Source organism: Virgibacillus sp. DJP39, assembly GCF_049310925.1.
Taxonomy (GTDB): Bacteria; Bacillota; Bacilli; order Bacillales; family Amphibacillaceae; genus Virgibacillus_F.
In genome coordinates this window covers 19,907-34,850 of record NZ_JBMERP010000036.1, presented here as the reverse complement: position 1 = coordinate 34,850, position 14,944 = coordinate 19,907, and the positions used below count along the sequence as shown (strand labels likewise).

Annotated in this window: 14 protein-coding genes and 1 tRNA gene; 10 read left to right on the top strand and 5 right to left on the bottom strand. The window is 37.3% G+C overall.

Annotation, left to right across the window (positions count from 1 at the left end; all coding sequences use genetic code 11):
• The first annotated feature begins 53 nt into the window (after positions 1-53).
• The 3 genes from ACOI1D_RS12655 to ACOI1D_RS12645 all read left to right on the top strand — a co-directional run bounded on the left by ACOI1D_RS12655 (position 54) and on the right by ACOI1D_RS12645 (position 1,390).
• A complete protein-coding gene (locus tag ACOI1D_RS12655; protein WP_422501652.1) occupies positions 54-527 on the top strand; it encodes a hypothetical protein in 474 nt (157 codons plus the stop codon).
• A gap of 84 nt (positions 528-611) precedes the next feature.
• On the top strand, positions 612-1,028 hold the full coding sequence (locus ACOI1D_RS12650; protein ID WP_422501653.1) for a serine hydrolase domain-containing protein: 417 nt from the start codon (positions 612-614) through the stop codon (positions 1,026-1,028).
• Between the two features lie 5 nt (positions 1,029-1,033).
• Positions 1,034-1,390 carry a hypothetical protein gene (locus ACOI1D_RS12645; protein ID WP_422501651.1) on the top strand — a complete coding sequence of 119 codons (357 nt, stop codon included), beginning with the start codon at positions 1,034-1,036 and terminating at the stop codon, positions 1,388-1,390.
• Positions 1,391-1,514: 124 nt separating this feature from the next.
• On the opposite strand, the gene ACOI1D_RS12640 is transcribed toward ACOI1D_RS12645, so the two are convergent.
• Positions 1,515-1,748, bottom strand: a complete 234-nt coding sequence (locus ACOI1D_RS12640) for a DUF2798 domain-containing protein (RefSeq protein ID WP_422501650.1) — start codon at positions 1,746-1,748, stop codon at positions 1,515-1,517.
• A 234-nt stretch (positions 1,749-1,982) separates the two neighbouring features.
• The gene (locus ACOI1D_RS12635) at positions 1,983-2,987 is read right to left on the bottom strand and encodes a DUF3231 family protein (protein WP_422501649.1); all 1,005 of its coding nucleotides are present in this window, start codon (positions 2,985-2,987) and stop codon (positions 1,983-1,985) included.
• 201 nt (positions 2,988-3,188) lie between these two features.
• Here ACOI1D_RS12635 and ACOI1D_RS12630 point away from each other — a divergent pair, with 201 nt between their 5' ends.
• Positions 3,189-4,829 carry a PAS domain S-box protein gene (locus tag ACOI1D_RS12630; protein ID WP_422501648.1) on the top strand — a complete coding sequence of 547 codons (1,641 nt, stop codon included), beginning with the start codon at positions 3,189-3,191 and terminating at the stop codon, positions 4,827-4,829.
• Between the two features lie 92 nt (positions 4,830-4,921).
• Here the strand turns inward: ACOI1D_RS12630 and ACOI1D_RS12625 are convergent, their stop codons facing one another.
• Complete coding sequence (locus ACOI1D_RS12625; protein ID WP_422501647.1) at positions 4,922-5,101, bottom strand: Spo0E family sporulation regulatory protein-aspartic acid phosphatase; 180 nt, start codon at positions 5,099-5,101, stop codon at positions 4,922-4,924.
• Between the two features lie 296 nt (positions 5,102-5,397).
• Between ACOI1D_RS12625 and ACOI1D_RS12620 the strand changes: the two genes are divergently transcribed.
• The 3 genes from ACOI1D_RS12620 (at position 5,398) to ACOI1D_RS12610 (ending at position 8,572) form a co-directional block, all read left to right on the top strand.
• Positions 5,398-5,470: transfer RNA gene (locus tag ACOI1D_RS12620), tRNA-Val, on the top strand.
• Positions 5,471-6,099: 629 nt separating this feature from the next.
• Positions 6,100-6,468, top strand: coding sequence for an ArsR/SmtB family transcription factor (locus tag ACOI1D_RS12615; RefSeq protein ID WP_422501646.1), 369 nt, complete (start codon positions 6,100-6,102; stop codon positions 6,466-6,468).
• Positions 6,461-8,572: a heavy metal translocating P-type ATPase gene (locus ACOI1D_RS12610; RefSeq protein ID WP_422501645.1), complete on the top strand. Its 2,112-nt coding sequence runs from the start codon at positions 6,461-6,463 to the stop codon at positions 8,570-8,572. Before ACOI1D_RS12615 ends, ACOI1D_RS12610 begins: the two co-directional genes overlap by 8 nt.
• 88 nt (positions 8,573-8,660) lie before the next feature.
• Here ACOI1D_RS12610 and ACOI1D_RS12605 read toward each other — a convergent pair whose 3' ends face one another.
• Positions 8,661-9,221: a hypothetical protein gene (locus tag ACOI1D_RS12605; RefSeq protein WP_422501644.1), complete on the bottom strand. Its 561-nt coding sequence runs from the start codon at positions 9,219-9,221 to the stop codon at positions 8,661-8,663.
• Between the two features lie 454 nt (positions 9,222-9,675).
• On the opposite strand from ACOI1D_RS12605, the gene nagZ reads away from it, so the two are divergent.
• From nagZ to ACOI1D_RS12590, 3 genes are all read left to right on the top strand, one after another.
• Positions 9,676-11,373, top strand: a complete 1,698-nt coding sequence (nagZ, locus tag ACOI1D_RS12600) for a beta-N-acetylhexosaminidase (protein ID WP_422501643.1) — start codon at positions 9,676-9,678, stop codon at positions 11,371-11,373.
• A 248-nt stretch (positions 11,374-11,621) separates the two neighbouring features.
• Positions 11,622-12,584 carry an alpha/beta hydrolase gene (locus ACOI1D_RS12595; protein WP_422501642.1) on the top strand — a complete coding sequence of 321 codons (963 nt, stop codon included), beginning with the start codon at positions 11,622-11,624 and terminating at the stop codon, positions 12,582-12,584.
• 223 nt (positions 12,585-12,807) lie between these two features.
• The gene (locus ACOI1D_RS12590) at positions 12,808-13,569 is read left to right on the top strand and encodes an SDR family oxidoreductase (RefSeq protein ID WP_422501641.1); all 762 of its coding nucleotides are present in this window, start codon (positions 12,808-12,810) and stop codon (positions 13,567-13,569) included.
• Positions 13,570-13,894: 325 nt separating this feature from the next.
• Here ACOI1D_RS12590 and ACOI1D_RS12585 read toward each other — a convergent pair whose 3' ends face one another.
• The gene (locus ACOI1D_RS12585; RefSeq protein WP_422501640.1) at positions 13,895-14,923 is read right to left on the bottom strand and encodes an ABC transporter substrate-binding protein; all 1,029 of its coding nucleotides are present in this window, start codon (positions 14,921-14,923) and stop codon (positions 13,895-13,897) included.
• Between the last annotated feature and the right edge of the window lie 21 nt (positions 14,924-14,944).

Sequence of the window (14,944 nt, the reverse complement as noted above, 5' to 3'; positions counted from 1 at the left end):
TCTATGTAACTTTCTGAACTAGTATAACGTCTAATGAGTAAAGGGGTGATAAGATGAAGCCACGCTTAATCTTTATAGGATTGTTAGTAGTTTCCATTTTGCTTGTTTCCTGCAGTGGTAATAGTAATGCAGAAGGTGCCACGAATTCAGAAATCCAAGCTGACTGGCCCATGTTGTCATTAGATGAAATGACTCAAAAAGCCGATCTTATTGCTTTTGTATCAGTTAAATCTACAGCAGAAGAAGATAGAAGTAATGGGATAGTTGCTCAAATTTCAACACTCAAGGTGCTTGAAACCCTTTCTGGGCAAACGTCAGGAAAAGTAAAGTTGAACCAAGCAACAAATTACTTAGAAAAAGGAGGTAATTATCTGCTCTTTCTATCCAAAAACGGAACTGAAGAATACTATTTTGTGATGAGTCCTGCCGGTGTTATTAAGGAACACAATGGAGTATATGTCAGCAATGTTTTTGGTGGTAATGGTAAATTCAATCAAGATCAAATAAAAAACTTATTACTGGATTGAGGGGATAATAATTACTAAGAACCGTAATTTGATATTATTTATTAAGTTATAGTAAAGAATACAAGAAACCTGTAATTTTCCTTTATCCGAGCCAACCGTTCAGATCAATTAGAAAATAATTCTGCGACTCGCTATGGAATCGCATCTGGTTGTAAGCTCTTCACTGCAATAGCTGTTTGTCAGCTTGTAGAAGAGGGGGAAATTTCTTTTGAAACTAAATTAAATGATTGCCTTGATATGGACTTCCGACAATTTGATGATAGAGTGACTGTTCATCATTTACTGACACATACTTCGGGAATTCCAGATTACTTTGATGAAGATGTAATGGATGATTTTGAGGAAATCTGGGAACCCAATGTATCATGTAAGAGAGTTAAAAGATTTCTTACCATTATTTCAGGACAATCCTATGAAAAACCAACCAGGAGAATCGTTTCATATTACAATGCTGGTTATATTCTTTTAGGATTAATTGTTGAAGAGGCAAGTGAACTTTAGCCGGTATGAAGAACTCTGGGTATTTTTCATTTGATTCTCTACCTCCAAATACAGCATTAGGTTATATTGATAGGCCTGATGGAAGTTGGAAAACAAATAATTATTCTTTGCCTGTAAAAGGTGGTTCCGATGGTGGTGCATTTGTGACAGCCAAAGATATGGCTAAGTTATGGAAAGCACTTATGAATTTTCAGCTTTTAGATGAATCGTATACCAATAAACTCTTATCAACTCATACTCAGGTCAATGAAAATGGCTTCTATGGTTATGGTATATGGATTAAGAAACAAACAGAAGATGGTATCCTTAAATACCATATAATGGGATATGACCCTGGTGTTAGCTTTCATTCTGCTTATTAACCTAACTTATCTATTCAAGTTGTTGTTTCCTCGAATAAGTCAGATGGAGCATTTGATATAATGAGTGGAATTGAGCAAGAGTTAACCAAAATTAAAGTCTTGTAAGTACACAATTAGTTTAACTCTACCTGAGAGCAAAAAAACAACGTATTTTCACATGTATAATTTTGCTACTTGTGGTTGTTAATAACCTCCGTGAGATTGGTCCAACAATTAGTAACTGCGATGGAAGTGTGACGATAAAGTTCAAACCAGTTATTTTAAGGTATGCTATAAAAAATGAACCTTTAATTCCTGTTGTAATGGAAGTCAGCACAAGTCCATACACTGACATAATAAGAACCATTCCAAAACACATAAAAATCCCGAAAATAATACCTTCTTTTTTATTATTGCTAGGAACATTAAAACTCCCTTTCTTTTTGCATAAAGGTAATTATATATCCCTGGATTTTTTTGTGTAAGTGACAGTTCTGTTAACATTAAGGGTTCGTTAAATCTGCCTAGATGACAAACAAGGCATTTTTCATCTCTCTAAGTTGCTCACCTGTGTTCAATTTAGAGTACATATCATTGTAATCCACCATTTTTTCTATCCCTTAGCAAGACCTTTTCTGTCTGGAGAGGATGGCGGTTTCTCCAGCCAACGGTTGTTAATCATGATATTCGCACCATCCTCTGTATATAGTCCAATCTCCGCTATTAAACGCGTATAAGCTGCTGCTAAATCTCTCCTTGGGCTCAGGCCTAAAGAGGCACCGTAATAACCAATTCCGATTGCATTCAGAGCAGTAGTATGAAACATCATAAGTTTATCCGAAAAAGGTGCTACTTTTGAACGTGTTGGTTGTGAATCCCAAGTCATTGGTGATGGTAAATTGTCGTTATTCAAAAACTTGGTAAATACTGCACTGTGATGCTTGGAGATTTCAGCCCCTCTGACCATATACTTTCGAACATCTTTTGAACCTGCCACTTGTGAAAACCCTGTTAGAAGAGAATTCCCAAGTGCATTTCGTTGCAAATTGAAAAATAAATTTGATATTTCAATTGTTGTAAGTGGCCTCTCTTCCCCAATCCACCCAGCCAAAAAATGTTGTTTATGAACAAATTCAGCTTGTTCAGGATAGGAAACATACGGGGGACGGACCATAATTCCCTTTTTTAACATTAAATCCGATGACCGGTTATAAAGTTCAGCAGAAGAATAGAGACAGGACGTATAAAAATCGCGAATATCTTTTCTTGTAGAATTAGGTAAGGCAATACTGTATGTATTGAGCCCCATGGTACCCATATTTGTCATATAGAAAAGAACAAAACTATCAGAAAAGAGTCTTGGTGCATTTACATTGACATCCTGCTTTGAAAACCCTACTGGAATGGGATGTTGTTCAGCATTAAGCGTTTCTTCAATTACCCTTATGTGATCCTTTGCCAACTCTAAACCGTAGTCTAAGATAGAGGATATTTCTGAGTCTTCTACGGTATTTAGAAAATAGGGAATAACACAAATGCTAAGAGTATCATTTTGATATTGTCCCCATAATGAAGCTAACTCAGAAGAGGTTAGTTTTGGATTATGATTGTTTTCCATTCTTTCACCACCAAATATAGATTTAAAATTAGTGTTCCCAAAATACGCTAAGAATATTAGTGTTAGTGGACAAGGCTTTTGAAATTAGAAATCCAGTGTTAGTATAGGAAAGATGTAGATTTAAACATACTTTTTCTAAACCACTTATGAAAGGAAAGAAATATGCATACTTCAACGGAGTTTTCTTTTAATAGAGTATTGATGGACGGAATAAGTGACATGTTATTTGTAATTAGAGTGGAAAATGAAACTGAATTGATTTATGATTTTATAAATCGCGCAGCAATGGATGGAACAGGGCTCAGTCAAGAAGTACTGGGTAAAAAAATTGGAGAAGTTTATCCTCAGGAAACCGCATCTTTCTTCTATCAGCACTATACTAAGGTATTGACAAGCAGAAAACCCCACACATTTGAAGATTCTTTTGTCTCTCCTTCAGGTAAAAGATACTACTCTGAAACGAAATTAACTCCTTTGTTTAACGAAATGAACAAATGTACACAGGTAGTAGCAGTGGTCAAGGATATTACGAAGGAAAAATGGACGGAAATTGAGATAGAAAAAGCCTGGTATGAATTAAATGAAAGTAAAAAAAGATATCAATCTTTGTTTGACCATAACAAGGATGTCATTCTTTTATTTGACTTGGATGGCCATATTACGGATGGAAATGCTGCCACACAATCTGTGATGGGATTTCACCCCAAAGCACTGTTGGGATCGACTATGGATTCGCTGGTTGTTAAAGAGGATATAAGTCTTGCGAAAAATATAATTATGAAAGCGGCAAGCGGAGTTACTGAAGATACTAATCTGGCAATATTAAATCAAACAGGTCAACGAATTGAAATACCATTAAAAGTCACACCATTACTAATCGATGATGAAGTAATTGGCATATTTGGTATTGTAAGAGACATAACGGAAACTCTAACTTCATTAAAGAAGCTGGAAGAAAATGAAAAGCGTTTTCGAGTAATAGCAGAACATGCTAATGACTTAATAACATTGCTTGATGATAAAGGTGAAATCATTTATGCTTCACCGTCTTATAAAGATATATTAGGATTTGATCATGAGGAATATGTAGGCAAGTCTTTCTTGCATAATGTTCATCCAGATGATAAAAGCCACCTGGATGAGAAGTTTACAAGTTCTATTAAAAATGGTGACTCATTTACTATCCAGTTAAAACAGGTTAACGATAAGAACGAATATGTTTGGTGCGAAGCGAATGGAACACCTGTATTCGATAATAAGAATAAATTTATACATATGGTAGTACTCACTAGAAATATAAATATACGAAAAGAGTATGAAGCAAAACTAAAACACGTAGCAAACCACGATCCTTTGACAGACTTACCGAATCGACGTTTATTTATGGAGAGTCTGGAGCAAACATTGGAAGACTTTCAAACAAGCAATAATCCGTTTGCTGTAGTTATGATGGATATTGACTACTTTAAGAAAATTAACGATACACTTGGACATGATGTTGGCGACGGAGTGATTGAGGAATTTGGAAGACGAGTAAGCCGTTCAATCCGTACTGATGATATGGTTGCTAGACTAGGTGGCGATGAATTTGCCCTTCTTCTGTCTGATATTGATGCATCCAGCAATGCCATGTCGATTGCTGAGACCATAAAAGTCGCTATGAATAAACCTTGGTTCATAAATGGCAAAAGGCTGGAAGTTACTACTAGTATGGGAATTGCAATGTCCGTGAATGACCGTACAACAACATCCTTTACTATATTAAAAAGTGCGGATATAGCACTTTATGAGGCGAAAAAGTCGGGGAGAGATTCCTACAAAATTCGAGAACTTGTTGACTAAAAGGGAATCTGAATTAAAAAATTAACAAAAACTCAGTTTTTATACTGAGTTTTTGTTTTGGAGTATTTACAGAGAAAAAGGGCTTGAATCTTTTACGATGCAAGTTGGAGCTTATGTAAGCTATTTAACAACGAATCCAGTTCCTGACTGCACCTAATTGTCCTACAGGAAGACAAGCCATCCCTATCTGCCAGCATTAACATTTCATTTCTTTTTTTAACAATTAACAAAACTAATGTTTCCCTATCTAATTCTATCTGTTCAACTAACATTATATTATATTCACCGTCACCTTAGCGTTTTTTCGACACGATAGTTATTATCTCAGACAAATAATCATAAATAAATAGTTTCGACAATAAAAGACAAAAATAGCTAGTAATTTATTACTATAATTATAGATTTGGACATAACTTGCTGTGAAGTTTAGACTATAAAATCTAAGAAATATGTCTTAATTTAGCTCCTTGATATAATTGTTTTTCTTGTAATCTGTTAAATGGAAAAAATTTTGTTGACATGCCAATTGAAAATAATATATAGTTAAAAGTGTTAGTGAATTTCATACGATTCCGTAGCTCAGCCGGGAGAGCGCTTGCTTGACAGGCAAGAGGTCGTTGGTTCGAGCCCAATCGGAGTCATTATGTAAAGATCCGTACTTAATCAGTTGATTTAGTACGGATCTTTTTTTGTTTTTAGCTGTTTTCTAAAAGATTAAAAGATTGTTGTATTTAACACAAAATCTATAAAATGCGAAGTAACTGCTGGTTGTTTTCCGCTACGGACCGTTGCTTTCCGCGGGCACGGCCTCAGCCTCCTCGAGAAAACCACTCTGCGGGGTCTTCAGACTCGTGCTGTTCCCGCTGGAGTCAACGGTCCTCCGCTCCAATCAACTATCGTAATAGTAAGTGAGCCATACAGTACTGTTGAAACATCTTGTAGCGGAGGAAAAACACGAAGACTCCTGCGGGAAAGCGAAGTGTTGAGACCCCGCAGTGAGCGTTTTTTGCGATCGAGGAGGCTCAGCGCAAGCCCGCGGAAAGCGTAGTGATTTTTCCGCAGCGACTGCAGAGCGTCGAAAAAGTTTTCACTACTTCGCAGTTTGTATCAACTGCGAAGATTAAAAAGCAACAAAACTTACGAAAAGAGTCCTTTTTTTATATACAGACCCCGAACTTTTCAATTCATTCAAACATACACTTGAATAACAAAAGGTAAAGATATATACTATATTCAAATGAAGGATTGAATATGTTGGGAGGGATAATGAATGCATAAGAAGGATTTATGTGAAGTTTACTGTCACGATGAGGAAAAGGTAAATTATATTCAAGGAGAGTTACAGAAAGTAGATATATCCAGTATTACCCAATTATTCAAAGTACTTGCTGATGAAAATAGAGCGAAAATTTCTTATGCCCTTTGTCAAAATGATGAATTATGTGTATGTGATGTGGCCAACATTATTGAATCTTCTGTGGCAACGGCATCTCACCATTTGAGAACGCTTCGGAAACAAGGAATTGTGAAGTATCGAAAAGAAGGTAAATTAGCATTTTATTCACTGGACGATGATCATATTAAACAGTTAATCCAGCTTGCATTAGTGCATGAGAAGGAGTTGAAAATCAATGTCTGAAAAAGAAACCGTCACATATCGGGTACAAGGATTGACCTGAGCTAACTGCGCCCAAAAGTTCGAAAAGAACGTACAGCACCTGGATGGTGTTGAAGATGCAAAAGTTAATTTTGGTGCTTCAAAAATCGCGGTTACAGGTAATACTACGATTGAAGAACTTGAAAAGGCAGGTGCCTTTGAAAATCTGAAATTGAGAGATGAGAAAGAAAAGAAACCTGAACAAAAATCGTTTTGGAAACAAAAAGAAAGCATAAAAGTTTATATTTCTACTGCTTTAATTGTAATCAGTTGGTTAGTTGGAATCCAGCTTGGTGATGAAAGTATTATACCTAAGTTGGGCTATGGAGCTGCAATTATAATTGGTGGTTTATCGTTGTTTATAAGAGGTTTTAAAAACCTCATTAGACTTAATTTTGATATGAATACGCTTATGACCATTGCTATATTAGGAGCTGCAATGATTGGCGAATGGGGTGAAGGTGCAACAGTTGTGATCCTGTTTGCTGTAAGTGAAGCATTAGAACGTTTTTCGATGGATAAAGCACGTCAATCAATTGAATCTTTAATGGACATCGCACCACAGGAAGCAATCATTCGTCGGGATGGCGAAGAGATGAAGATTAACGTTGAAGCTATTAAAATTGGTGACATTATGATTGTAAAACCAGGTCAAAAATTAGCAATGGATGGCCTTGTTGTCAAAGGGATATCAACGTTAAATCAAGCAGCAATAACAGGAGAGAGCGTTCCAGTAACAAAAACGATTGATGATGAAGTTTTTGCCGGAACATTGAATGAAGAAGGACTTATGGAAGTAAAAGTAACAAAACGAGTGGAAGATACCACGCTTACGAAAATTATTCATTTGGTGGAAGAAGCACAAGCAGAACGAGCACCATCTCAAGCATTTGTAGATAAGTTCGCGAAGTATTATACACCGGCAATTATTATCATCGCTTTATTTATAGCAACCATCCCGCCTCTATTTGGTGGGGATTGGAGCGATTGGATTTATCAAGGATTAGCAGTGTTAGTAGTCGGTTGCCCATGTGCATTAGTAGTTTCCACGCCAGTTGCGATTGTAACAGCAATCGGGAATGCTGCGAAAAACGGCGTGTTAATTAAAGGTGGAATTTATTTAGAAGAAACAGGGGCGTTGAAGGTTATTGCTTTTGATAAAACCGGAACATTAACAAAAGGTGTACCAGCTGTAACAGATATCGTAACGTATGGCCGAACTGAAGATGAGTTACTGAAGATTACCGCGTCAATTGAAAACGGCTCACAGCACCCACTAGCTTCAGCCATTACGAAAAGGGCTGAAGAGAATGGCTTAACTTATAACGAAATGTCTGTAGAAGATTTCAAATCGATAACTGGAAAAGGTGTCGAAGCAAGAATTGATAACACTTTATATTATGTTGGAAGTCCTTCCCTTTTTGAGGAGTTACATGGAGAAGTTGAAAATGACAAAAGACAGACCATTTCACAGCTACAATCACAAGGGAAAACAGTAATGATTCTGGGAACAGAAAAGGGTATTCTTTCTTTAATTGCTGTCTCTGATGAAGTTAGAAGCTCATCAGAAGAGGTGATTCGTAAGCTACATGAAGCAGGGATTAAAAAAACTGTCATGCTAACAGGTGATAACAAACGAACTGCTGAAGCTATTGGGAAGGAAGTAGGGGTATCTGATATTCAAGCAGATCTGCTGCCAGAAGATAAATTAAATTTCATTAAAAAACTACGATCGAGTCATCAAGGTGTTGCAATGGTAGGAGATGGTGTAAATGATGCTCCAGCACTTGCTGCTTCAACAGTCGGTATTGCCATGGGTGGGGCTGGTACAGACACAGCATTGGAAACAGCTGATATCGCCCTAATGTCTGATGACTTGAGCAAATTGCCATATACAATTAAATTGAGCCGTAAGACGTTGGCAATCATAAAACAAAACATCACTTTCTCTTTAGTAATAAAACTGATCGCCTTGCTACTAGTTATTCCAGGCTGGTTAACATTATGGATCGCGATATTTGCTGATATGGGTGCCACATTACTCGTAACACTAAACAGTTTAAGGCTGTTAAGAGTCAAGGAATAAAAAGTAGTATGTAAAGAGGGATACCAGTTGGGTGTCCCTCTTTTAATTAATTTGGAAACATATATTCATTTGCACTATAACTTTATAATTAGTTAAAATTTGAACCCTTTTCTGCAGTTTCAACACGATGGGCAAGCAATATCCTATGTAGTGTTTTTTCAAACCAATGACCTAAGAAAGCACATACTATTCCCAGGATTAGACCCAGGCATATAGGACTTTCTAAAAAATGAAACAATTTGAGACTGTAAAGAAAAGAAACATGCCAATATATCCCGAAATTCATCCCCACCACGCCACCAAAGAAGAACCCCGTTAAATATGCTTTACTTCTTTTTCCTTTTATTTGCTGGTTACCTGCAATTGCATAATTATAAGCTTGCCACATCGAGAATCCCCAAATAGAAGGATAGAACATTCCCCATTGATAATTCATAACATCATGTGAATTTTTAAAATTGCCATGAAAAGTTTCAAAGATAGAAAGGTTCAAACCTGACAATATGTTCGCCAATAGTTCTGTGAACAGCAAGATAGTCCCTAATAAGATCTGACCATTATAAAATTGGCCGAATCCAGGTAACGCTAAAGACCATAATAGCGAAGCGGTCGGATACTTATATTCGGGGTGAGAGTCTTGAGTAATCATAAAAAAACCTACCTATCCTGGACTATTCTTAATTGATGTTAGTTTCACCTAGTTTCTTCTAATTATTTATATAAACTTATTATAAGGCGACTATTTATATAATAGTGTGAAAAAAGAACTGTTATTGTAAATGTAAACTGAGACTGTTGTGCATAAATCCAGCTAATGGTACCTCCTTAAGTAAACAGTTCGCCAATGGTTTGAGATCCTTAAGGTTCGCGTTTTTGTTATGGTGAGATGAGAATTCTATATCATCAGTTCACTTCAAAAGTCGAAAATGCTACAGTGATACATAGACTAGTTTGTATAAGTGAATAACCTATTTAGGCATTGTTGAGATATACTACTGTGCTTTTGCAACAATGAATTAATGTGCAAAGTTATTTGGATGTTTTTATGTTCTCTCTCAAAATATAGGGAATAATAATAGTAGGACGATAAGGAGGATTGCCTTATGAGGAAACTGGGATACTCTCTATTATTCATAATAATCATTGGTGTGACGGTTGTATTGTTAGAAAATAAAGTGGGAGACGAAGCTACCAAAAATGAAGGATCTGGTTCTGTTTCTGCACCAGAGAATGAGGAGGAAACTCCAGAATCAAGTAAAGACGATGGTTCAAATGGAAAGGGTCTGATAAAAAATATTTTCGGCCTTTCCCAGCATGGAAAAATAATGCAAGCACCATTTGTTGCAGGCAAAACGGAAATTGGAACAGTTCATGATAAATGGGGAGAACCTAAGCAATCAAGTGTATCTTCAAAAGGGATTTATGAAAGTTTTTCTAGCCGCTACGTTACAGTTGCCTATCAAGATAATACAGTTTTCGATGTTCGTTCCTACCATAAGAACCTAGCTAATATTCACTTAAATACAATTAAGAAAGAATTAGGTGAACCAGACAAGGTTCGTTATTATAAAGATAATACACATAATCAAATCATTCTTATATACCAAGTGAATGCACCATTCCAGTTGAAATGGATACTTCCAAAACCAACTGAAAATGAACCAAATCCTGAGGTGCATCATATTTCTGTCAGCACGAAGCTGCATAAGCCACAACAAACGGTTACTGAGATAGTTGAGAAAATGAGTCTAGAAGAAAAAATTGGACAAATGGTGTTTACCGGTATTTCTGGTACTGTACTCACTCAAAAGACGAAAATCCTTATAAACAAATACAATGTAGGTGGGATAATTTTTTATGAGGATAATCTACAAAATCCACAGCAAACTGTTAAACTCCGAAATCAAATTATCGCAGAGAATGCTGAGAAATCTTTGCCTTTGTTCTTAGGTGTTGATCAGGAAGGTGGTCGTATTTCAAGACTGCCTGGCGGTTTAACTGGAATTCCCACAAATAAGAAGATTGGTGCGGTCAATAGCTCCGAATTCTCCTATGACATTGGTTCATTACTTGGAAAAGAGTTAAATGCATTTGGATTCAATCTTGACTTTGCTCCAGTGATTGATGTGAACAGCAATCCAGACAATCCTATAATTGGAAATCGATCATTCGGAAATAACCCTGAAGTCGTAAGTAAGTTAGGGATACAAACCATGAAAGGACTTCAATCGCAACATGTCATTCCCGTTATAAAACACTTCCCCGGGCATGGGGATACGTCAGTTGATTCACATTTACAACTACCAAAAGTTAATAAGAGCCTTGAAGAACTTAATAAACTTGAATTGATACCGTTTAAGAATGCTATTGAAAGCGGGGCAGATATGGTGATGGTTGCTCATATTTTACTGCCACAGATTGACAACCAATATCCTGCTACCATGTCTGAAAAAATCATTTCTGGCCTTTTAAGAAAGCAACTTGATTTCAATGGAGTAGTAATTACAGATGATATAACCATGAACGCTATAACAAATAACTATGGTATTGAGCAAACCGCGGTCCAGTCCGTGAAGGCAGGTAGTGATATTATTTTAGTGGCTCATGGGTATAACAAAGTAGTGTCCGTAATTGATGCCTTGAAAGCTGCTGTAACAACCGGTGAAATATCTGAACAAAGAATTAACACGAGTGTTAGTAGGATTATTGAGTTGAAGCAGAAATACAACATAAATAATAAAAAGATACAGGCAATAGATGTAAACGCACTTAATCAAATTATTGAAAATGTGCTTGACTAGCGAGTACCTTATATTAGTGGACTATCGAAAATACCAATCTTTTTTCTGCTAAGAAAAGAATCCTGTATCCCTGGTTAGTTGATAAACTTTAGCAATTGCAGTCCATACGGTTCAAAGTGCCAGGCACCATAGATTTAATGCCTCGAATTTTCCGCCTGTAATAAATAGTTAAACTTTTTCATATTGATTAAGAAGCACAATTAATAGTTGGTACAAGTTTAGCATTTTTGAAAGGAAGGGGACTTATTATGAAAAATAGAATTGATCCGGAATTGAGAGAGTTGCTTGAACTGTTTCCACCACTTGACTTGGATAATGTTGAAGAAGTTAGAAGATTTAGCGCGGAGAATCTTGCATCCCTTGAAATACCAGTAGATGAATCTGTTGTTATTTTCGACCATTTGGTTCCTGGCCCAGAGGATAATCCTCATGTACGCGTCCGGATTTATGAACCGAAAGAAAAGGATGGGACATCACCAGGTTTATTGTGGATTCATGGTGGTGGTTATGTAATTGGAACTCCTGAAGAAAATGATGTTTTGTGTCAGCGTTTTGTTACAGAAGCCAATTGTGTAGTAGTATCAGTAGACTATCGGCTTGCACCAGAAAGTCCATACCCAGCGGCTTTGGATGATTGCTATTCAGCGCTTAAATGGTTTTCCGAAAATGCGGATAAGTTAGGGGTCGACCCAACTCGAATTGGCGTAGCAGGTGCAAGTGCTGGAGGTGGATTAACAGCTGCTCTGTCTCTACTGACTAGAGATAGAAACGGGCCGAAATTATGTTTTCAAATGCCACTTTATCCAATGATTAATGATCATAATAATACGCCTTCAAGTCAGGAAGTTACCGGAAACATGATTTGGAATCATGATTTAAATGAAAAAGGCTGGAAAATGTATCTGAATGGACAAAATGGTACGAAAAATGTGTCTAAGTACGCGGCACCTGCCCGGGAAAAAGACTTTTCGGGACTACCGTATACGTACACATGTGTAGGGCAATTAGATCCATTTCGCGACGAAACGCTTGATTATGTAACCCGACTTAGTCGAGCAGGAGTTGATGTTGAATTTCATTTATATCCAGGCTGTTATCACGGGTTTGAGGTACTAACACCAGATGCTGCGATCAGTCAGCGGGCATTGACAGAATATGTGAGTGCTGTTAAACATGTGTTGAACCGTGAAGCACCTGTGGAAAGTAAATAGAGTTTCCATACCAACAGTTCTAAAGAGGTTGTTGACAAGCGCATCTACACCTGGCCTTCAATCTCTTTTTGCACTAAAGTTTTCCCATTTAAAGGTTAGCGATAAACCAGGTTTCTAATTATTTAGTGATTTTAATCACAGATGTTAACGAATAAGAAGATTAAACTAGTGGTGTAATGAATGAACATATATGAAAGTTCTATAGATTGAGGAGGAAAATTAATTGAAATTAGCAGGAAAAGTAGCGATTGTTACTGGAGCAGCTTCAGGAATGGGGAAAGCAATATCCGTGCTTTATGCCAAAGAGGGTGCCAAAGTTATTTTAGCTGATTTGAATAGTGAAGGTGCAGAAGCAGTTGTAGACGAGATTGTAAGTAATGGTGGTACAGCTAAAGCAGTAAAAGTAAATGTGGCAGAGCTGACAGATATTGAAACGATGATCGATACAGCAGTAAGTGAGTATGGCACATTGGATATTCTAGTAAATAACGCTGGAATCATGGACTCTATGGAACCTGTTGGTGATATCACGGACGAAAAATGGGATCTCATTTTTGATATCAATACCAAGAGTGTTATGCGGGCAACTCGTAAAGCAATGCCAATTTTCCTGGAAAAAGGAAAAGGGGTTATCATTAATACAGCTTCTACAGGTGGTCTAAATGGTGCGCATGCAGGTGCAGCATATGGAGCATCTAAACATGCAGTGGTTGGTTTAACCAAGAATACTGGATTCATGTATGCAGAAAAAGGGATTCGCTGCAATGCAATAGCACCTGGTGGCGTAGAAACAAATATTGGTTCATCCATTAAAAATATCAATGAGTTTGGAGCAAGTCGTACACAACGTGCACATGCTGTTATGCCGCGTATGGGGCAACCTGAAGAAATAGCAACAGTTGCTTTATTCTTAGCTTCAGATGAATCAAGTTTTGTAAACGGAACAGTTATAACTGCGGATGGTGGTTGGACCGCTGCGTTTTAATTTTTAAAAGTCTAGATTAAAAACAGGCATTGACTTACCGTGGCTAAACTATAATGGTGCGAAGATATAGCTTAAACGAAGCCATCAGCCATTACTGGGTTGGGTGGAACCACGGGTATTGCATACACTCGTCCCTTTTTAGTGATGGGTGTATGTTTTTTTCAATTGTAGAAAGAAATGTGATTCATTAAAACTTGAATTGTTAAATGATATTCTGGCAGGGGATACAGTATAAGTATATGTCAGGGTTAGTATGCTGGAAGCGTTTGTAGGTGGTGCCTGTCATCCAAACAATTCAGAATTGTTTAGGATGACAGGCACCGTGCTATCTCCTTGACCAATGAAATTCGTTTACCTCTGTGTCGGCGAGTTCAAAGGTTGTTCGGTATGGCCGGAAGATAACATTTCTATTTACTGCATATAAATCTTGAGGACTACATAAGAACAAGGCTAATGCTTCCTCATACACATATCTATCTATTTCCTTAGCAACTTCTAGTAGATTTGTTTGATCCGTTTGCGCTACCATTTTTTTAAACAACTGATTAAACGCTGGAAGCTCTGGCCCCACTCGTAATTCCCCATCCGAACCAAAGAATTTCCGATGAAAGAAAGCAGGTGTACCTTCTAAGAACAAGGCGGTTGTACTGGCGAGCATAATATCCCATGCAGGCACTAACTTTTTTTCGGCAACGATTCTTTTCCACTTTATTTCTTCATGGCGCGGAATGATGCTTACATCGACACCGATTGGAAGGGTGTTTTCAATATCCGCTGCAATAAGATAGGCGGCTTGTGCAAATTCAACTGTGGACGTGATTTTCATCCTTCTTCCTTCAGGCCAATGAGAAGCTTGAAAAAGTTCTCTGGCACGATAAGCATCATATTGCCTAGAAGAAAGTTCCTCAGGGTAATCAAATGCCCAAGGAGGTGTCATTGCCGGGACATGTGATGCGAATCCATAAAAACCTTCTTGGATGATTTTTTCCCGTTGGATCGCTAGGTTTAGTGCTAATCTAATATTTTTATCATCAAAACTAACATCTCGTTTAAAACGATTAAACGTTCCCGCAAGAATACGGTTGCTGTTGACGTTTACTAATTTTGCATAGGCAGATGAACTCACCATTTTGGCGTGCTTAGGTGGAACCTGTGTGACGATATCTACCTGTCCTTCCGTTGTGGTACATAAATGTAAGGCGAGGTCAGGAGTAAGTTCATTTCGAAATACGACTCGATCTAATCTAGGGCCTCTAGTTTTATTCCAATAATGTGGATTAGCGTCCAATACAACATACGGTGTACGGTCCTCATCTGTTTTAAGCCATGTAGATGCAAAAGGCTCTTGAATCATTATTGCTTGTATATTATTTAT

Excerpts from the sequence above, each read along its gene's own strand:
- ACOI1D_RS12595 (WP_422501642.1), top strand. The coding sequence starts at position 11,622 with ATGAAAAATAGAATTGATCCGGAATTGAGAGAGTTGCTTGAACTGTTT.
- ACOI1D_RS12630 (WP_422501648.1), top strand. The coding sequence starts at position 3,189 with ATGGACGGAATAAGTGACATGTTATTTGTAATTAGAGTGGAAAATGAA.
- ACOI1D_RS12645 (WP_422501651.1), top strand. The coding sequence starts at position 1,034 with ATGAAGAACTCTGGGTATTTTTCATTTGATTCTCTACCTCCAAATACA.
- ACOI1D_RS12585 (WP_422501640.1), bottom strand. The coding sequence starts at position 14,923 with ATGATTCAAGAGCCTTTTGCATCTACATGGCTTAAAACAGATGAGGAC.
- ACOI1D_RS12635 (WP_422501649.1), bottom strand. The coding sequence starts at position 2,987 with ATGGAAAACAATCATAATCCAAAACTAACCTCTTCTGAGTTAGCTTCA.
- ACOI1D_RS12605 (WP_422501644.1), bottom strand. The coding sequence starts at position 9,221 with ATGATTACTCAAGACTCTCACCCCGAATATAAGTATCCGACCGCTTCG.
- ACOI1D_RS12615 (WP_422501646.1), top strand. The coding sequence starts at position 6,100 with ATGCATAAGAAGGATTTATGTGAAGTTTACTGTCACGATGAGGAAAAG.
- nagZ (WP_422501643.1), top strand. The coding sequence starts at position 9,676 with ATGAGGAAACTGGGATACTCTCTATTATTCATAATAATCATTGGTGTG.
- ACOI1D_RS12655 (WP_422501652.1), top strand. The coding sequence starts at position 54 with ATGAAGCCACGCTTAATCTTTATAGGATTGTTAGTAGTTTCCATTTTG.
- ACOI1D_RS12625 (WP_422501647.1), bottom strand. The coding sequence starts at position 5,101 with ATGTTAGTTGAACAGATAGAATTAGATAGGGAAACATTAGTTTTGTTA.
- ACOI1D_RS12640 (WP_422501650.1), bottom strand. The coding sequence starts at position 1,748 with ATGTGTTTTGGAATGGTTCTTATTATGTCAGTGTATGGACTTGTGCTG.